Origin of the sequence: Rheinheimera sp. 1928-s (assembly GCF_029269265.1) — a bacterium.
GTDB lineage: Bacteria > Pseudomonadota > Gammaproteobacteria > Enterobacterales > Alteromonadaceae > Pararheinheimera.
Window position 1 is genome coordinate 815,175 of record NZ_JARIXP010000001.1, and the last position, 19,185, is coordinate 834,359.

The 19,185-nt window shown below is 45.8% G+C and carries 18 protein-coding genes; 11 read left to right on the plus strand and 7 right to left on the minus strand.

The features are described 5' to 3' along the window. Positions 1-116 precede the first annotated feature (116 nt). Together nhaR and P3C17_RS03645 are read left to right on the plus strand one after the other, a co-directional pair. Positions 117-1,040: a transcriptional activator NhaR gene (gene nhaR / locus P3C17_RS03640; protein WP_300928146.1), complete on the plus strand. Its 924-nt coding sequence runs from the start codon at positions 117-119 to the stop codon at positions 1,038-1,040. 158 nt (positions 1,041-1,198) lie between these two features. Continuing rightward, positions 1,199-2,071 (plus strand): hypothetical protein, encoded by an 873-nt coding sequence (locus P3C17_RS03645; RefSeq protein WP_300928147.1) that lies wholly within the window; start codon positions 1,199-1,201, stop codon positions 2,069-2,071. A gap of 40 nt (positions 2,072-2,111) precedes the next feature. Here P3C17_RS03645 and P3C17_RS03650 read toward each other — a convergent pair whose 3' ends face one another. Then, positions 2,112-3,326 (minus strand): methyl-accepting chemotaxis protein, encoded by a 1,215-nt coding sequence (locus tag P3C17_RS03650; RefSeq protein ID WP_300928148.1) that lies wholly within the window; start codon positions 3,324-3,326, stop codon positions 2,112-2,114. 175 nt (positions 3,327-3,501) lie between these two features. Between P3C17_RS03650 and P3C17_RS03655 the strand changes: the two genes are divergently transcribed. The 4 genes from P3C17_RS03655 (at position 3,502) to P3C17_RS03670 (ending at position 5,652) form a co-directional block, all read left to right on the plus strand. Further along, entirely contained in the window at positions 3,502-3,732 is a 231-nt protein-coding gene (locus tag P3C17_RS03655; protein ID WP_300928149.1) for a ParD-like family protein, read from the plus strand. Then, the gene (map, locus tag P3C17_RS03660; protein ID WP_300928150.1) at positions 3,701-4,495 is read left to right on the plus strand and encodes a type I methionyl aminopeptidase; all 795 of its coding nucleotides are present in this window, start codon (positions 3,701-3,703) and stop codon (positions 4,493-4,495) included. Before P3C17_RS03655 ends, map begins: the two co-directional genes overlap by 32 nt. Beyond that, the gene (locus P3C17_RS03665; RefSeq protein WP_300928151.1) at positions 4,492-5,313 is read left to right on the plus strand and encodes an SDR family oxidoreductase; all 822 of its coding nucleotides are present in this window, start codon (positions 4,492-4,494) and stop codon (positions 5,311-5,313) included. The genes map and P3C17_RS03665 overlap by 4 nt, the downstream gene beginning before the upstream one ends. Positions 5,314-5,451: 138 nt before the next feature. Further along, positions 5,452-5,652 carry a hypothetical protein gene (locus P3C17_RS03670; protein WP_300928152.1) on the plus strand — a complete coding sequence of 67 codons (201 nt, stop codon included), beginning with the start codon at positions 5,452-5,454 and terminating at the stop codon, positions 5,650-5,652. 116 nt (positions 5,653-5,768) lie between these two features. Here the strand turns inward: P3C17_RS03670 and P3C17_RS03675 are convergent, their stop codons facing one another. The 4 genes from P3C17_RS03675 to P3C17_RS03690 form a co-directional block, all read right to left on the minus strand. Then, positions 5,769-6,839: a calcium/sodium antiporter gene (locus P3C17_RS03675; protein ID WP_300928153.1), complete on the minus strand. Its 1,071-nt coding sequence runs from the start codon at positions 6,837-6,839 to the stop codon at positions 5,769-5,771. Between the two features lie 182 nt (positions 6,840-7,021). Next, positions 7,022-8,374, minus strand: a complete 1,353-nt coding sequence (locus tag P3C17_RS03680; RefSeq protein WP_300928154.1) for a DUF4397 domain-containing protein — start codon at positions 8,372-8,374, stop codon at positions 7,022-7,024. 121 nt (positions 8,375-8,495) lie between these two features. Next, positions 8,496-10,307, minus strand: coding sequence for an ABC transporter ATP-binding protein/permease (locus P3C17_RS03685; protein WP_300928155.1), 1,812 nt, complete (start codon positions 10,305-10,307; stop codon positions 8,496-8,498). Positions 10,308-10,346: 39 nt separating this feature from the next. After that, positions 10,347-10,628: a pyrimidine/purine nucleoside phosphorylase gene (locus P3C17_RS03690; RefSeq protein WP_233080413.1), complete on the minus strand. Its 282-nt coding sequence runs from the start codon at positions 10,626-10,628 to the stop codon at positions 10,347-10,349. A 212-nt stretch (positions 10,629-10,840) separates the two neighbouring features. On the opposite strand from P3C17_RS03690, the gene P3C17_RS03695 reads away from it, so the two are divergent. From P3C17_RS03695 to P3C17_RS03715, 5 genes are all read left to right on the plus strand, one after another. Next, entirely contained in the window at positions 10,841-11,536 is a 696-nt protein-coding gene (locus P3C17_RS03695) for a TorF family putative porin (RefSeq protein WP_300928156.1), read from the plus strand. A 9-nt stretch (positions 11,537-11,545) separates the two neighbouring features. Next, positions 11,546-13,660, plus strand: coding sequence for a methyl-accepting chemotaxis protein (locus tag P3C17_RS03700; protein WP_300928157.1), 2,115 nt, complete (start codon positions 11,546-11,548; stop codon positions 13,658-13,660). A gap of 9 nt (positions 13,661-13,669) precedes the next feature. Further along, on the plus strand, positions 13,670-14,401 hold the full coding sequence (locus tag P3C17_RS03705) for a transporter substrate-binding domain-containing protein (protein WP_300928158.1): 732 nt from the start codon (positions 13,670-13,672) through the stop codon (positions 14,399-14,401). Positions 14,402-14,552: 151 nt separating this feature from the next. Beyond that, positions 14,553-16,190, plus strand: a complete 1,638-nt coding sequence (locus P3C17_RS03710; RefSeq protein WP_300928159.1) for a methyl-accepting chemotaxis protein — start codon at positions 14,553-14,555, stop codon at positions 16,188-16,190. Positions 16,191-16,221: 31 nt separating this feature from the next. Then, entirely contained in the window at positions 16,222-16,446 is a 225-nt protein-coding gene (locus tag P3C17_RS03715; protein ID WP_300928160.1) for a DUF6429 family protein, read from the plus strand. Positions 16,447-16,493: 47 nt separating this feature from the next. Here the strand turns inward: P3C17_RS03715 and P3C17_RS03720 are convergent, their stop codons facing one another. Further along, a complete protein-coding gene (locus P3C17_RS03720) occupies positions 16,494-16,790 on the minus strand; it encodes a hypothetical protein (protein ID WP_300928161.1) in 297 nt (98 codons plus the stop codon). A 373-nt stretch (positions 16,791-17,163) separates the two neighbouring features. Beyond that, positions 17,164-19,101 carry an alpha-amylase family glycosyl hydrolase gene (locus P3C17_RS03725; RefSeq protein WP_300928162.1) on the minus strand — a complete coding sequence of 646 codons (1,938 nt, stop codon included), beginning with the start codon at positions 19,099-19,101 and terminating at the stop codon, positions 17,164-17,166. Positions 19,102-19,185: the final 84 nt, after the last annotated feature.

Here is a 19,185-nt window from a genome sequence, read left to right on the forward strand (position 1 = left end):
AACTGTTACTGTGAAATTCAGCGGGAACTGTCACAACGAAGACAGTTATACGCTCTTTACTTTGTCAGTAAAAATCGAATATAACTGCCAATATGTTCGTAAATAATTGAGCAAAGATGACTCCTGTTAATTACAACCAACTCTATTATTTTTATCTGGTGGCCGAACACGGCAGTATTGCTCGTGTCAGCGAGCTGCTGCATATCACCCCCCAAACCATCAGTGGCCAAATCAGCGTTTTTGAACATGGTATAGGCACCGCCTTGTTTTCCCGCCAGGGCAAACGACTGATCCTTACTGAACTGGGAGTGGTGGTGCAACGTTATGCTGCTGATATCTTTCAGTTAGGAGACGAGCTGAAAGCTGTACTGACCCGTCAGCACAGCAGCTGGCAAAACTTCAGTGTGGGTATTACCGACGTACTGCCGAAGGCTTTTGTCTACGAAATGCTGAAACCTGTTCTGCAGCTGCCTATTAAACTGATTTGCCGCGAAGGTGAGCAGGCTGGGCTTTTGTCCGAATTGGCCATTAATAAACTGGATATGGTGTTGTCTGATCAGCCGATACCGCCTGGCAGTCATGTCAAAGCCTACAGTCATTTAGTCACAGAATCCCCTATGGCGGTGTATGCCTGCGAGGCGTTAGCAGGGCCGTTAAGTTCAGATTTTCCGCGTTCTTTGCACGATCAGCCATTTTTATTACAAGGTAAAAAATCCATTATTCGTCAGCAGTTAATGGGTTGGTTTAATGAAGTGGAGGTGCAGCCTGATGTAGTGGCTGAATTTGATGACAGTGCTTTAATGCAAGCTTTTGCGCAGCAAGGGCTTGGGGCTTTTGCTGCCCCTTTGCTGTTGGAAACTCAGTTGTTAACCAACTATCGTCTGTTAAAAGTAGGAGTGATCCACAGGGTGACAGAGCGTTTTTACGCCATATCACCCGAACGTAAATTGACTCACCCTGCTGTGTTGCAGCTGGTTAAAGCGCTGCAACAGGACAATAGGATTAATGATGAGAAAACAAGTAGTGAAGTAACTGAATAAGCGGCCATAGTTCAGGCCCCTGTATTGACGCATAAAATTTAACAATATATAAATAAGTAAATTCAATTTAGGTACGCAGTGCCTTGGCAAGCCCTGTTGAACAGTTGATGAGGTTCTTTGCCTGTTGATTATGTACATTTTTAACAAGGAGCGTTGGAGTGAGTATCATTTATAAGGCGGCATTACTGTGGCTTGTTGTGGTGTCTGGTTTTTGTAGTTTGTCTGCAGAAGCTGATACTGACCCTTGTTTTCAAGCGGTTCATCAGAACAAGGTGAGCTGTCAGATTTATAAATACGATAAGGTGAATTTTCACTTTCGTGACCGCATGGATGTTGAACAAAAAGTGCTGGCAAAGCGGGTATGGTCAAAACAATCGGGTAAGTTACTGCATGTTGATTATGACTTTGAAGTGCACTGCCATCCTCAACTGAATTGTGCGAATACCAACAGCCTTACGACCACAGTCTTATGGGCTTTTCGCAATGCTGTTCTGGAAAACCTTTTATATACAGCGACCTATTTGCCATGCGATCCCTTGGATGGACAGAGCTGTTTGGATGCGGGTAAGGCACAACTCAGTGCAGCTTCTGAAGTGGCTGAAAGCACTTTGGCAAAACAGTCAACTCACCGTAAAAAAGAGAGCTCTGTGAATAAGACGGAGTTAGTAACCACGACCCTGGATGAAGTCATGCGCAATTCCAGGAATGGTTCTGAGTTTCTGCAACAGAGTACAGAGCGGGTCTTTGTCGATATGCCAAAATTTGCCTACGCTGAGGCCAATACTGGCAGTTATATAGTATGCCAGTTGCTGGAGTCCGGGAGCTGTCAGCCAGTTAAAGGACGTCTGACCTATTCTGGTCGTTCAGGTTATGCTGAATTTAGCCATAACCAAGGGCAAGATTTTAATAAAGGCCTGCATAATTTTCTGTGGAATTTTTTTGTGGAAAACCGTGCAGCTATCTGCTCTGAAGAAATGAAATGTGATTTTGATAAAGGTTGTTCAATCCATATGAGTTGCGAAACACCTTAATGGTGTTTCGCAACTTTTTAGAAAGTCCCGGCAATAAAAGCTAAGCCGCTGAAAAAGGCTGCAGTTGTTGTTGAGTGCGTTTAGTGCCGGACAATAACTGCTCTGTGGCCTGATCGATAGCGGCCATTTGCTGATACGCCAAATTGGTCCCTTGTTCTATTTCGGTCAGATGATGATGGTTTTGCTCTGAACTATGCGCCAGTTGCTGCACATGCTGCTGAATATGGTTCAGCTGTTGCTGGGCATTTTTCAGTTGTTGCTCCAGTTGGCTGAAATCGCCACTGGTGTGTTGAATTTGCTGCTGAGCTTCACCAGCCTGCTGTTGCAGCTGTTCTGACTCATTTTTAGTGTCCCTTACCAATACATCCATTTCATTCAGAAAACCTGAGATCTGGCCTGTTGCGCTATTGACCTTGGCGGCCAAAGTACGGACTTCATCTGCCACTACGGCAAAGCCACGGCCAGCTTCACCAGCCCGTGCTGCTTCAATAGCCGCATTCAGCGCCAGCAGGTTGGTTTGATCAGAAAAGTTTTCCACCATCAATAAAATCTGCCGCACGTTTTCGGCGTTTTTCTGCAAACCTGTGACAGTGCCGCCAAAGTTCGCCAATAACTGCTCAATTTTATGCAGTTGTGTGGTCAGTTGGTTCAGTTGAGTGCTGGCTGTTTTCGCGTTGTGTACGGTGCTGCTGGCTACCACTATCACCTGATCGTTACTCTGTACTATCTCTGCCAGACGTTGTAAAGACTGATCACTTTGGGCACGGATCTGTTGGCTGCTTTGCTCGGCACCCTGCAATTGTTGTCTGGTGCTGTGCACTGCTTCTGCCACTTGCTGGTTGACATGAAAGTTACTGGACGCTTGCTGATGAATGTCCCGCAGCATGCTGGACAGTTGATCAACAAATAAATTGTATTGCTCAGACAAGGTACGGAATTCGTCAAAAGTAAAAGCAGGTAAACGGGTTTTTAAATCGCTGCCGGCCTGATTCGCTTGTTGCAGTGCATGCACCAAAGCTTTCACTGGCCGCACTATTAAGTGCATCAGATACCCTATGGTAAAGATAAAAGCCCCGGTGCCGAGGATCAGGATCCACCACCAGCTTTGTCCCGGACTACCTTCAGCTGGGTAAGCTGCAAACATCGCCAGCCAGAAAATCAGCGTTAAAAAGCCAATATTGCCAACAATTTTTAATGTCAGGCTATAAAAAAACTGTCGCTCGACTGCATTGTAAATATCGTTAAATAAGCTCATGTACTGACTCTCAGTCTAAGTTCCAAACCCAATTGCTGATGCTGAACTATAACCCACTGTTACAGATGGTTTATTGTTCTATGTCATACCATAACCAGTTTTTAACTGTTTTTTAAGTGCATCATGCTGATTATTTTCATACAATGAATATATATAACGTATATAAAGTGTATCTATGGGCATAGTAAAAATATCGGACGATCTACATGACGATCTGCGCGAAGCCAGTAAAGTGATGGCCCGTTCGATCAATGCGCAGGCTGAATTCTGGATCCGAGTGGGTATGCTCGCTGAGTTGCATCCGCAACTCAGTTACCAACAGTTGTGTCGTAAATTACTAAAAAATAAATCATCTACTTTGCAGGACTTGCTGAATGAACTCGATCCATCTGAAAACCCAGGCTGAACTGGATATCCAACACAAAGCCGGACAGTTATTGGCACAAGTTTTTCTGATGCTGGATGATTTGGTCAAACCCGGTATCAGCACTATGCAAATTAATGATGCAGTCGAAGCTTTTATCCGTGGACCTCTGGGGTCAAGGCCAGCCAGCAAAGGACAGTATGATTATTTGTATGTGCTGAACAGTTCGATCAATGAGGTGGTGTGTCATGGCATGCCTAAACAGACGGACATTCTCAAAGAGGGCGATATTGTTAATCTGGACATTACGCTGGAAAAAGAGGGTTTTATAGCCGATTCCAGCAAAATGTATTGTATTGGCAAGGTCAGCCCGCTGGCGCAAAAACTGGTGGATGTGACGTATCAGGCGCTGTGGCAGGGCATTTATCAGGTGAAACCCGGTGCTCGTTTAGGAGATATAGCCGCAGCTGTGCAACAGTGCGCTGAACAGCATGGTTATTCGGTGGTGCGGGAATACTGTGGTCATGGCATAGGCCGTGAAATGCACGAAGAACCACAAATTCTGCATTACGGCAAAGCAGGCACTGGCCTGACATTAAAACCCGGTATGGTGTTTACTATAGAGCCGATGATCAATCAGGGCGACAGGCGCATTAAACAAAAATCCGACGGTTGGACAGTGGTCACCAAAGATAAAAAACTCTCTGCACAGTGGGAACATACAATAGCAGTCACAGACACTGGTTTTGCTGTGCTGACGTTAAGACCGGAAGAGCAACATTTGTTACAGCGGGCTTCTGCATGACGAAAACCCTATTGATTACAGGTTGCTCCGGCGGCATAGGTAAAGCTCTGGCTTTGGAAGCCAAACGCCAAGGCTACCGGGTATTTGCCACAGCACGAAAAGAGGCCGATTTGCTTGCTTTACAGCGACATGGATTCGAGACCATTGCACTTGAAATGACGGATCCGGATTCAGTGCAACAGGCTGTAGCACAGCTGCAACAGCAAGCAGGCCAACTCGATATTCTGATCAATAATGCTGGTTTTGGCGTGATTGGGCCTGTGCTGGATGCTGGTGCTGAAGCTTTGCGCCAACAGTTTGAAGTGAATGTCTTTGCTGTAATGGATTTAACTCAGGCCTGCTTGCCTTTGCTTATACAAAGTAAAGGGCTAGTGGTGAACATTGGCAGTGTGTCTGGTGTATTAACCACACCTTTTGCCGGAGTGTATTGTGCATCCAAAGCGGCTTTGCATAGTTTGTCTGATGCGCTTCGGATGGAATTAGCTCCTTTGGGAGTCAGAGTACTGACAGTACAACCTGGAGCTATTGATACAGGTTTTGCCCGTAGAGCCAGCAAGGAAGCTGAACAACTGTTAAAACCAGATTCTCTCTGGTGGCCCATGCGGGAAGGTGTGATGTTGCGCGCCAATGCCAGTCAGAATCAGCCTACGTCAGCAGAAAGCTTTGCCAAAAGCTTCATGCAACAGCTACATAAAAAAGATTGCAGCGGTGTAGTGGCTATAGGTCATGGGGCTGTAACTTTGCCTTTATTGGCGCGGCTGGTGCCACAAAAATGGCTGGATAAGCTGCTGAGTCGAAAATTTAAGCTGGCCAAATAATCAAAAAAGGGATCTTGTACCGGATCAATAGCTTAGAATTTTTTTGAAAAATTGTGCAAATTTTCGTCGAAAATTGCTTGCCTGCTGGCTGATATTTCACCACTATGACAGTCGCTTTTTCTTCAGGGAGTGACTGCCATGACATCCAACTTTATGCGTACTGTGCATTTAAAAACTGCACAACAATTCAAAGAGCAAGGCCATGATTTGCAGTATGTGGTAAAGCATTTTCACAAAGTAGGCATTCCGGAAGATGAAATACCGGAGTTATTGCCTCTGCTGGGTTTTGGCCTGAACGCCGACCCTTTGGCCTTACGAAATAAAAGCCACAAAGACTAACTTCAAATTAAAACGCTACCTAAAAGGTGGCGTTTTAGTCTGTTTAGCAAAGGTATTGTTGTATTAAAAAAAACAGGCCCATTTGGGCCTGCTGTTTAGAATGTAAGCCTTTATGATCAAACAGCTTTTCTATTTTTTATCCTGTCGTGAATAAAAGAAGCGGCAACATAAAACACCACCAGTGGTAGCAAGCCAAATAAGATACCTTGCTGTAAGTCTGGCAAGTAAGCTTCTTTTAATGCCACAGCGACCAGATACCAGGTGTACGCAATATACAGCAGCATAAATAACAAACCTTCAATGCGGTTCAGTACAGAGCCGATGAAAAACAGTGGTACACAAAGCACTGCCACACCCACCATCACCGGAATGTCGACCATGGCCATTTGCTCGCCTGCCAGCAGTGGGATAGGAGAGACAACACCTGCAATTCCTAAGACACAAAGGATATTAAAAATATTACTGCCAACCACATTACCTACGGCTATATCACGTTCGCCTCTTAAAGTAGCAACCACAGAAGTCACTACTTCTGGCAGGGAAGTACCAGCTGCAATAATAGTCAGGCCAATAACGGCTTCATTAACCCCTAAAGCGCGTGCAATTTCTACGGCGCTGTCGACCAGAAAACGTGAACCTAAAACCAGCAGCGCTAAGCCACCTATTAATAACAACAGGTTTTGCCAGGTTGGAACTTTGGCTTTAAGCATTTCTTCCACTTCTTCATCCGCGGTGTCCACACCCTGAGCTTTACCCTGGCGGAATAAAAACCAGGTGTAGCTAACTAAACCCAAAGCCAGAATAGCGGCTTCAAAGCGTGTGATAGCGCCGTCAAACGTCATCCACATGGCCAGGACTGAGACTAAAACCATGATTGGCACGTCCTGGCGGATCAGCTGGCGTGAAATAATTAGAGGAGAAATCATCGCTGCAGCGCCTAAAATAAACAGCACATTAAAGATATTGCTGCCAACAGCATTGGCGATAGCCAGTTCAGCCTGTCCGGAATAAGCAGCTTTCACGCTGACTGCTAATTCTGGCGCACTGGTACCAAAAGCCACTACTGTTAAACCAATAACTAAAGCCGGTATACCAAAAGAGCCCGCCAAACGAGCAGCTCCTTTTACCAGTAAATCTGCGCCAACGACCAATAACACCAGGCCGACCACTAACAAAAACCAGGTCATGCTGTACTCCATCTGATTATTTCAACTGGGCGCTAATTTAAAGGAAAAACAAATGACAAGGAAGGGCGACGCCAGATTAAAGTAAGGTGGATAGCCCGATCATGGCTGGAACCTCCTCAATCGAAGATAAATAAAAAGACCCGTTGCTCAGGCGGGTCTTTGCCACAAAGTCAGTTTGACTTTTAGTATTGCAGACTGATTTTATAACCTGTTTCTGTGTCCGGGTCTTTTTCCGCCACCAGCAGGTAAGTACTACCCTGAATAAATTCAATTTCAGCAGTCTGTGCCAGCAAGGTTTTGTTGTTGTTTAAATCTTTACGAACCAGCAATACGGTATAGCTGTCCAGAGGTAAGGTGATGCTTGCACTGGTGGCGTCATTGATACTGCTGATGTAGTAAGCCGTAGTTTCCATAGTTTTGCCTGGTGGTACAAAATAAATGCTGACGTTGGCAAAGTCGGGTACCACATTTACCACGTTAAACACAAAGTCGTATACCTGCGGAGTGTCGCTGTCCGTGACGGCTAATACAGTTGGCTGATCATTTTCATCCCGATAAAACACCAGGCTTTTGCTTTGGCCCTGATTTAATGTCAATAAACCATTAGGGATTTGGCTGGCTCCTTCGTTTGCAGTTAAGGTCACTCTGTAATCGCCATGTGGAATTTCGACATAGGATGTCAGGGTATCAGCGGCCAGGTCGGTAAAAATTGGCGTGCCACTGGTACTGCCAACGAAAATCTGGGCTGGGTCTAAATCATTCAGGCTGTTGTATACGCGAAACTGAGCATTGCTGTTGACATCTTCAAGCGGGTACACAGTAGTAGTATTGCCTATCACATCCAACGCAATCTTGCGTTTTAACGGGCCTGCATTATCCCGCAAAGCCAGAATGTATTCGGTTTCGTAACTAAAGCTATAGACAGGGCTTTGTAATATAACCTCCTGAGTACCGGCATCTGTTAAATACAAAATATAGTTGCCGTTATCAAAAGTCATAGCTTCACTGAACCCATACTGAGCTGTGGTCGCAACAAAATCTGCATCAGAAAAATCTTCAGTAGAGCTACTGATATACAGGTCCATACTTTTGTTTTCTGCCAGAAGGTTGGCAAAGTAAATTTTAAATTGATCGTCCAGCTCATCATCCCGCACAAAACTTAAGTTCAGTAATTTTGGCGCTTCGTAGCTGTCCACCATAAAAAGCACAGTCTTCTGACTGGTCTTCATACTGACCTGATCTTCCAGTACGGTCTGAACATCGCCACTATTGTCGGTATAAGTGAAGGCCAGATCATAGCTTTCGTCGCTTACTGTGACCAGCGAGGTGCTGTCGCCAAAAGGAGCTGAACCCAGAGTACTTTCAACCTCATCGCTGTCGGTTAAGGTCAGGGTCGTGGTGGCACTGTTGGCCGAGCCGTTATAAAACTGCAGATAACTGCTCGGATAGGTATCGTTGCCTTCAGACGAACTGCTGCCGCAGGCACTAAGTAACACCAGGCTGGTGATAGGAAAAATAAACTGACGTAACAACATAATGGTTTTCTTGTCCTGTGATGATAAATACCGTCATCAGAACAAAAAAACAAAGCCGGGTTCAGCTCTTTACCCGGCATTTACTCTGCTTAACTTATCTTAATTTTTGCTTAACCAGGCTTTACTCCGTTTTGGGGTTTGCCTCTTGTTGTTTGGCCCATAACTGTGCATAGAGCCCTTGCTGAGCCAGCAATTGCTGGTGTGTGCCGGCTTCGGCCACTTCGCCTTGTTGCAATACTAAAATGGTGTCTGCATCAGTCACAGTAGATAAACGATGCGCTATGACCACAGAGGTATGGTGTTTTGCCAGTTCACGTAAAGCTTTTAAGATGGCGGCTTCTGAATGAGAATCCAGCGCTGAGGTGGCTTCATCAAATATCAGAATAGGCGAACCTTTTAGCAACACCCTGGCTATGGCAATACGTTGTTTTTCACCGCCTGATACTTTTAAACCACGCTCACCCACTAAGGTTTGATCGCCTTGAGGCAAACTTTGAATAAAGCTGTCCAGATGAGCCAGCTTAATCACTTGATCCACTTCAGCTTCGCTGGCCTCAGGTTTACCGTAGCGAATGTTTTCTCTGATGCTGGTATTAAACAGCACCGTATCCTGCGGTACTATCGCAATGCTTTGGCGTAATGAGCTTTGAGTCACATCACGAATATCCTGACCATCAATACAAATGCTGCCATTTTGAATATCATAAAAGCGGTATAAAAGCCGGGCTATGGTACTTTTTCCTGCGCCAGAAGCCCCTACTATCGCCAGTTTCTGGCCGGGTTCGACCACAAAACTTAAGCCGTTCAGAATAGAGCGGCCAGCCTGATAACTAAACTGCACCTGGTTAAATTCAATACGGCCTTGCTGTAATTGAAGTTCTGGCGCATCGGCTTTGTCTTTAATCAGTGCTTCTTTTTTCAACAGCCCCAGCATGTTTTCCAGATCGGTTAAAGATCGGCGGATTTCACGATAAACAAAGCCTAAAAAATTCAAAGGGATAAATAGCTGCAGCATATAGGCATTCACCATCGCCAGATCGCCCAGCGTCAGCTCTTTGTCGAGCACACCCTGTGCTGCCATCCACATCATCAGGGTAATAGCGATGGCAATAATCAACGCCTGGCCTGAGTTTAACGCTAACAACGACATACGGTTTTTCAGTTTGGCCTGTTCCCAGTTGGCTAAAAACTGATCGTAAGTACGCTCTTCATAAGCTTCGTTATTGAAGTATTTGACGGTTTCGTAGTTCAGCAGGCTGTCGACTGCTCTGCTATTGGTGGCCGAGTCGGCCTGATTGGCTTCGCGGATGTATTTATTGCGCCACTCAGTGACATAAAAAGTGAAGGCCACATACAAAGCGACAGCAACAAAAGTTAAAACGGCGTACCAGTACGAAAATAACAGCGCAAAAATCACGGCGACCAGCAGTATTTCCAACAGGGTAGGCACTATATTAAACATCAAAAACCGCATCAGAAAACTGATACCGTTGGTGCCTCTTTCTATATCGCGGCTTATGCCACCGGTTTGGCGGTCTAAATGAAAGCTCAGTTCCAACTGGTGCAGATGATTAAATACTCTGAGCCCCACTTTACGCATCGCATGTTCTGTCACCCTGCTAAACAAGGCATCCCGCACTTCACCAAAAAAAACAGCGCCAAACCTTAAGAAACCGTAAAAGAAAAGAAACGCCAGTGGCAAAGTTAATACGGAGTTTAAGCTGGGATCTAAGTCGTCTATGATGAGTTTTAAGGCATAAGGCAAATACAAAGTGGCAGCTTTAGCGGCCAATAGCGCGGCCACGGCCAACAACACCCGGCTTTTAAAGGCCCAGATATAGGGCCACATATACTGTACTGTTTGCTTTAGATTAAGAGCTTCAGTTTGTTTAGGCGCATCTGCTCTTTTGGCTGCTGTTCCCATACCACGCATACATCAGTTTTCCCTGAAAAGGCGTGTCGGATACACACCTTATTGATAAGTGCAGAGATAGGCGGTGTCGGTTTCAACTTTGAGTTGAAACTTCGCCTGGGCAGGCACTTCAAACACAGCTCCGCTTTTGAAGCTTTGCCACTCTGTCTGGCCCGGCAATAATACGGTTAAAGCGCCACTAATCACAGTTAAAACTTCATGCTGACTGGTACCAAATTCGTACTCACCTGGTGCCATTACACCGACAGTGGCTGGTAATGCTTCACCCTGAAAAGCGATGGATGTCACCTTGCCGTCAAAATAGCTATTTACTTTAAACATCTGATTTATGCTCCTGAAAGATTTCAGGACCAGTTAACCCGATTTTAGCTGTGAAATAAAGAGATTTCTGGGTGTTTAGATGTCTATAGCTAAAAAGGGGAAGTTGCATAGGCTGCGGGCTTTTTTTGAAACTCTTGCTATACCTTAAAAGCTAAAACAATGAATTTAATCTAAGTGATTGAATTTAATTCTTAATCGGCATTGGAGTTTTTATGCGGATGTTAAAAAAATTCGGTGTTCCCGCTCTGCTTATGTTGGTGCTTAGCCCGGCAGCTCTGGCGAACTTAAGCTCTACAGTGACTCTTACGTCCAACTATTTATTTAACGGTATTACCTTAACCGAAGATGATCCGGCCTTGCAGCCAAGTCTGGACTGGGTATCTGATTCTGGTTGGTATGTCGGAACCTGGGGATCGAACGTCAGCTTTGTCGAAAACACGGATTTTGAAGTTGATTTTTATGCGGGTTATTACACCGATTTAGGTAACAACTGGGCTTTGGATTTTGGTGTGGCTCATTACACCTATTATGGCAGCAGTGAAAGCAGCGCTTTTGATTATCCTGAAGCGTACATCAAAGTGTCTTATGAAAACACCAAACTAAGTTACTGGTATGCCAAGGATTATTTTGGTGCTGGTGGCGGGCATTACATCATTATGCTGACTCAGACGGTTCAATTGACTGACCATCTGACGCTGCTCCTGTCTGGCGATCGATCCACCTCGACAGACACAGACAAATTTTTGCGCGACACAGACGGCAGTTATCATCACTGGCGTGTGGCTCTGGTCAGTGAATGGTTAGGCGCAAAATGGACAGCTGCTTTTGATGACACCGATCTGGCACTGGATGATTTAGGCGAACCCACTTTTTCGCTGTCTGTAGCAAAAACCTTTAATTGGCTTTAGGTGAATATTATGCAGTTGAATTCATTACGTTTTAAACTCACTTTTGGCGTTGCTGTTTTGCTGTCGATCAGTATCGGCAGCATGGCCTTTATTGGCTGGTATTCCATGACCAGCAGCAACGAATCTGCAGTAAATCGTTTGACTCAGTCGGTACGGACTTTAGCTGAACAAATTCTGACTGAAGCTGCTCAGCGTACCGCACTGGAAACCAGCGCTGTGCTGGACCGTAATTTTGATACGGCCAAAAATTTTGCGGCAGTGTTATCCGGCTCAGCTTTGGGCAGTGGTCAAACGCCCTACAGCCGTGATCAGGTGAAAGTGATGGCTGGCCATATTCTGGGCAGCAACCCTGGTATTTCGTCTTTATTTGGTCAGTTTGAACCCAATGGTTACGATGGTGCTGACAGTCAGTATTCCATCGCTAATGATCACAGCTCTAAAACCGGTTCTATGGAAATTTATTGGATCCGTGAGCAAGGCCAGCTCAAATTTGTGCAAACACCAGATCCGGCCGTGAAATACAAAGAGGCTAAAAATGAATATGGTGTGCGTGAAGCTGAGTGGTATTTGTGCAGCCGTGACAGCAAAAAAGCCTGCCTGATGGAACCTTATTTATGGGAAATCACGCCGGGCAATCAGGTGCTTTTAACCTCGCTGGTTTATCCGGTCGTGACTCAGGATCAGTTCAGAGGGGTGTCAGGCGTCGATTTAAACCTGCCCGTATTACAAACCTTATTACAGGCCCAGGCTGATTTACTCTATGGTGGCAAAGCTGAACTTTATTTGATTAGCAAATATGGCCTGGTGGTAGCCAGTAACAAATATCCTGATCAACTGGGTCAGTCGATTAAAGCGCTTGATGCAGATTTAGCGGCGCATTTGCAGCAGCAACAAGCGGGCGTCAGCTTATACAAAGATTCCATGCTGGTGACACAACCGATAAAACTCGACAGCACAGAGTCGGACTGGAAGGTTGTGGTGGCAGTGCCTGAAGCGACAGCCCTGGCCATGGCGATTCAACTGGCCGATCAGCTCAATGCAGACTCAGCCCAAACCACTCAAAGTATGATTGGTTTAGGTCTGGTGTTACTACTCGTTTTTGTGGTGTTAATGGCCTTGGGTTTAAAAAGCGCCACAGCTCCTATTTTGCATATGAGTGTGCTGATGAAAGAACTGGCAGGCTCTGAAGGCGATCTGACCCGGCAATTAAAACAAAGCCAGCATCAGGAGTTAAATGATATGGCGGATGGTTTTAACCTGTTTACTGCCAAATTAAAGTCGATGATCAATAACTTAAAAGAATCCTCTAAGCTGATGCAATACCAGTCAGAACAAATGGTAAAAACCACAGATCAAACCAATAGCTCAGTCAGTATTCAGGCCAGTGAAATTCAGAATGTGGCTTCTGCTATGCATCAAATGTCAGCTACTGCACATGAAGTGGCTAATCTGGCGGGCAGTACTGCGCAAGGTGCTCAGGAATCACTGGCCGCCTTAACAGACGCCAATCATTTGTTTCAGAATACGGTTGAGGCTTTTAAAACGGTGTCTGTTGAATTTAGCCACACCAGTCAGGGCGTGAATGAAGTGGCGCAAAGCAGCCAGAAAATTAATGGCATTATTGATGTGATCCAGGCCATAGCCGAACAAACCAACTTATTGGCACTAAACGCTGCGATTGAAGCGGCGCGGGCCGGTGAACAGGGGCGGGGTTTTGCTGTGGTGGCCGATGAAGTGCGGTCATTGGCAGCCCGCACTCACAGCTCAACAGATGAAATTAAAAATCTGATCCATGCGTTGCAACAACAGGTCGCAGCGGCGGTACAACAAATTCATACCAATACCGACAAAGTCACCAGTACTTTAAAAGAAGCCGAAAGCTCCTATGAAAAGCTCTCTTTGGCCACAGCTGGTATTTCCAGCATAGCGGATAATGCTTTTCAGGTGGCTTCAGCTGCGGAGGAACAAAATCAGGTCAGTGAAGAAATTAACCGCAATATTACAGCCATAGATGATGCCACTAAGGCATTGCATCAACTGGCTAAACAAAACCTGTTAATCAGCAAGGAAATAGACACTATTACCGGAGCCATGGACGCTCAGTTGGCGCAGTTGCGCTGCTGAGGAAAAGTAGTGAAGAGTTACCTTGGCTGGTTATGCCTCTGGCCTTTGTTCGTTCAGGCTGAGCAAGCTGTCAGGTTGGCCAGTTTAGACTGGCCGCCTTACACTGGACATCAACTTGAGCAGCAGGGGGAAACCACTGTACTGCTCAGGCAAGTATTCGCCTCTATGCAACTGGAGTTGCAGACGGAGTTTTTACCCTGGTCCAGAGCCATAAGAGCCAGTGAAAAAGCTGGTGGGTTGTACTCAGGTTATTTTCCTGAATATCAAACTTACAACCCTAAGTTTATTCTGTCGGATAGTCTTGGCGTTAGCGAACTGGGTTTTGTTGAAGCCACAACAAAGCCACTGGGCCAGCTGAATGTTGCTTCGTTAGCGCAGTTTCAACTGGGAGTGGTGCAGGACTATGTCAATTTGACACTCGTTGATCAGATGATTACCAGAGGGCAACTGAAACCACAGCTGGCGTTGTCTGACAGGCAAAATGTTTTGAAAGTGGCGTTGGGCCGTTTGGACCTGGCGGTGATAGACCGCAGAGTTTTACTCTATTTGCTGGAGCACGATACCGAAGTAAAGCGGCTGGCGACAGATAAAGTACAGTTCAATAGCAGCTTCACTGAACTGAAAACTTTACATCTGGCATTGCGACGTGAACCAGCGCATCAGCAACTGATAGAAAAATTTAATCAACATTTACAAAAAGTTAAATCTGGATCTGCTGCAATACTTCAGGCTTCCGATTAAGTTTTGTTAATTTGTTACAAAGGTTAATCTGCTCTTGCGCTAATGCAAACAACCTCTAAACTTGTGCCAACTATGGAATTTTTCTTGCGGCTCACCCGGAGTCACCTGAGCCATAGGGTCATCATTCGCCTGAACGGAATCGGAGTCTGTTATGAACACAAAATTTGGTTTAGCCGCTCGTCTGTCATTCTCTTTTGCTATCCCTTTATTGCTGATGTTGTTGTTAGCCGCCACAGGCTTGCTGGCAATGAACAGCATGAATCAGGGGCTGAAAACTGTTTATCTGGACAGAGTGGTGCCATTAAAAGGCTTAAAAAATATCGCGGATTTATATGCGGTTTCGGTGATTGATGCGGTGAATAAAGCTCAGTCAGGCTTATTAACCTCAGAGCAGGCGATTGAACAAGTGCAAAAAGCCCAACAACAGATCGATGTTGAGTGGGCAAGTTTTATGGCTACAACTCTGACGACACAGGAGCAACAGCTTGCTGCCCAAGCTTCCGTATTGTTTAAAAATGCTGATGCTGATATCAAGCAACTGGTGCTGTTTTTGCAGCAACAAAGCGGTGATATCAGCGGCACTTTGCAGGACTTTAATGGCCCTTTGTATCACAGCATCGACCCTATCAGCGAAAAAATCACTGAACTGGTGAACTTGCAATTGCAGGTGGCAGAAACCGAGTTTATTGCCTCTGAACAGTTGTATAACAAGGAAGTCTGGTTGATCAGTATTTTGACTTTAGTGGCTGTGTTGGCGGCAATCACTGCCGCCAGTTGGATAGTGCGCCACACCCTTGGGCATTTGGGCGGAGAACCGGAATATGCCGCCATGATAGTGCGTAAAGTGGCGGCCGGAGAGCTGGATATTCAAATTGAATTAAAACAGCAGGACAACTCCAGTTTGTTGCATCATTTGCGCGCTATGGTAGCGCAGTTATCCGGCATAGTGGTGGAGTTAAAACTGGCATCTGGCGCTTTGGATCAGGCTGCTGACGAGTTGGCTGTTAGCAGTGAAAAAACCACAGATCAGTTGATTTTGCAGCACCAGGAAATAGAAATGGTGTCTACCGCTATGAATGAAATGAGCACTTCAGTGGCTGATGTAGCGCAAAATGCAGTGAGCGCAGCGCAAAAAACCAATGAAACTGAAACCAATCTGAAATTAAGTGACGAGGTGATGGCAAAAACTATCGCCTCTATCCAAGCTTTGTCCAAAGATGTCAGCCAGACCACCAGTGTGATAGAACAGTTATCAGCCCAAAGTGCTGAAATAGGCCAGGTGGTGGAAGTGATACGAGGCGTGGCAGAACAAACCAATTTATTGGCACTGAATGCCGCTATAGAAGCCGCTCGGGCAGGTGAACAAGGCCGTGGTTTTGCGGTAGTGGCGGATGAAGTTCGCACTTTAGCCAGCCGTACTCAGGATTCTACCCAAATGATCCAGGCCATGATCAGTCGCCTGCACGACGGAGTGCAAGCTACTGTCAGTGCTATGGCTGGCAGCCAGAAACAAGCTAGTCATACAGTGGATTTTGCGGCTGGTGCTCTGGAATCCTTCAGTAAAATCAAAGGTTTTGTGAATTTGTTAAATCAAATGAACGAGCAAATCGCCAGTGCGGCCGAGCAACAAAGCATAGTGGCCGAAGACATTAACCGCAATGTAATGCAAATTAAAGGCGCAACAGAACAAACCGCCAGCGCCGCCGATCAGGTCGCCCGCTCCAGTGTAGAGCTGAAACAAATTGCCAGCCGGCTGGCAGGCCATGTGAATTATTTTCGTTTAGCCTGAAAGTGAAAGCATCATCAAAGTGGAGCAGTCCATGGATATTGATGAAGATAAAATAGATGAAGCGGCGCTGGCGTTGCTTTATCTGACCTTGCATGAACAGCGCCGGGCATGGAAGCAACTGGATTGGGATGTGACAAACCGGCTTTATGAAAAAGGCTTTATCCTCGACCCGATAAGCAAAACAAAATCTGTAGTCTTTACGGATGAAGGTTTGAAAAAGTCAGAAGAGTTGTTTAAAAAACTGTTTTGCAAATAGCTTTAAAGCGTCAAACAGAAGTGGCCTTTACAGGCCACAACCTTCGTTCAAAAAGCGGTGATAGCAGTAGCTTCAACAGTTGGAATGTTCGATCTGACGAAATTTTCAATAATGCCGCAAGCAAGAAAAAATGAACGCTGCGTGATGTGGATAGTGCAGCGTTGTCCCGACACGGAAAATGTGCCCGCCACAGTGCCAAATACAGGCACTGGGACTGAGAAAGTGCCGCCACTTGGACCGCCTGAAACACTGCCGCCGTGTTGGTGGATTAATGCTGATATTTTGTTGAACAGATCTTGGGCACTGCCATGGAAGTCAACGCTAAACGGATCGCACGAAGCCATAATATAGTTCCTCATTTGAGAAGCCCGCAGCTTACATCTGTAAGGCTTACCTGCCGCAGGCGTAAACAGGTGCCTGACATAGTAAAATCCAAGAGAGAGCTATCACTGCATTGACCATCTTTGATTTTATTTGTCCGTACCTAAAATAGCATTTACCTAAAAATGATCCAGTTTTTTGGCTAAAATATGTACAAAAGTATTGAAAGGGAAAGCGTTGTCCCTTTGTATGTTGTAATCAGTGATGCTTCAGGCGGATCCCAAAGCTTACTTAGCGCTGGTTTACCTATTTAGTTTTTTGGGGATCTGCGCAAGTGCAAACGAAAAAGGCGCCAGCGGCGCCTTTCACTCAGAAAATAACGAACAACTCACCACATCAAAACTTCAATACCACAGACTCCAGTGGCGCTAAGTCGATTTGCACTGAAGCCTGATCACCTGTCACCTTTAGCGAAGCTTTACGCTCAGATAACAGATCTTTTAGTTCATAGCCGCTACCGTTTAATTTCCATTGTTGCACTAAATCTGCCGGCAGTTTTAATACAAAACTGGTGGCTGTAGTCGCGAAGTTGCTGGCTACTATCACTTTGGTTTTATCGTTAAAACGGGCAAAAGCGTAGGTTTTATCGCTGTAACCTTTTGTGGTTTTATTCACTGTATGCAGCTCTTGGTAAGCACCGTTAAAGACTGCTTCTGTGGCTGATAAGGTCATTAATTTTTTATAAAACTCACGCAGTTGCTTTTGTTCTGGCGTTAATTTTCCGCCATCGTATTTACCGTCGTTTAACCAGTTTTGATGAGCTGGCACACCAGCGTAATCAAAAATACTAGTGCGGCTAGGGTCGCCAAAACCTGAATCTAAAGCGCCTGCTTCACCGACCTCCTGACCAAAATACAACATAGTTGGCGAGCTGCTGATTAAGGCCGACACCACCATAGCGGGTTTGGCTTTATTGGCGTCACCGGCAAATTCAGGGGCGGCGATACGCTGCTCGTCGTGGTTTTCTAAAAAGTGCAGCATATGGTGTTCAATATCTGCCATGCCGTGTTGCACGCTGGCGATAGCATCAGTGCTGCCAGTGCCTTGCATTACTAATTTCAGGCTGTCGTACATTTCTACTTTGTCGTACAGATAATCCATTTTTCCGAGGCGAATATAGTCGCGGTACAAGGCCGGGTTATAGACTTCAGCCAATAAAAAGGCATTTGGGTTTTTGCTTTTAATGCTGGAGTTTAAAAAGCTCCAGAATTCCACCGGCACCATTTCGGCCATATCAAAACGGAAACCGTCTACGCCTTTATCCAGCCAGTAGAATGTGATATCACGGAATTTCAACCAGGAGTTTGGTACGTCTTTGCCCTGCCAGAAGGCGGCATGTTCTTGTACTGATTTAGTGGCGTAGTCGGCAGGCAGGCTGTCAAAGTCGTAACTGCCATCTGGTTTTACACCGTAGTTTACTTTTACGGTTTCATACCAGTCGTTAAAATCCGGCTGAGCTAAACGAGAGCCATTGCCTGTCCATTTCGCCGGGTTTTCTTCAAACTTACCGTCAGACAGTGGATGCGCTTCGCCGTCCAAAGGCTGGTAACCGTTTTGTGGTGTTGGCACCTGAAAAGGCTGGCCCACCACGTAATAGAAGTTGTTATCGCGTTTGTATTCCACACTGGTGTCGTCATTGGCACCAAAATCTTCAATACCTTCGGGTTTATGCAGTGAGTGGTAATGACGTGCCACATGGTTTGGCACTATATCAATAATGACTTTTAAACCTTCGGCATGAGTGCGCTGTATCAGTGCTTCAAACTCTTCCAGTCGTTTGGCTGGGTCTATCGCTAAATCCGGGTTCACGCTGTAATAGTCTTTGACTGCATAAGGAGAGCCGGCGCGGCCTTTCACCACATCAGGGTCGTCATGGCTGATGCCATAAGCGCTGTAATCACGGATCACCGCATGGTGCAAAATACCTGTGTACCAGACGTAGCTTGCGCCCAGCTCTTTAATGCCTTTCAGCGCGGCTTCGTTAACGTCATTAAATTTTCCGACACCGTTTTGTTCAATAGTGCCCCAGGGCTGATTGCTGCTGTTGGTATTGCCAAATAAGCGGGTAAACATTTGATACACCACCACCTTACCTGTTTGAGCTTCGGCTTGTGGTTTTACTGGGGCTGGTTTTTCTGCCGCTTTTTTGACTTCTGTGGCTGGCGTCTGGTTTTGCACTGGAGCCTTACCGCAGGATGCTACTAAGGCCAAAGCGAAGGCGCTGAGCAGCCAGGCTTTTTTGCGGCTGCATTTGGAATAAATAGAAAGATGCATTTTCGTCTGTATCCATATCGTTTTTCCTTATGCTAACACAGGCCATCGGCTCTGAACTCAGGCTGCATACGTTTGCAGTTGTGG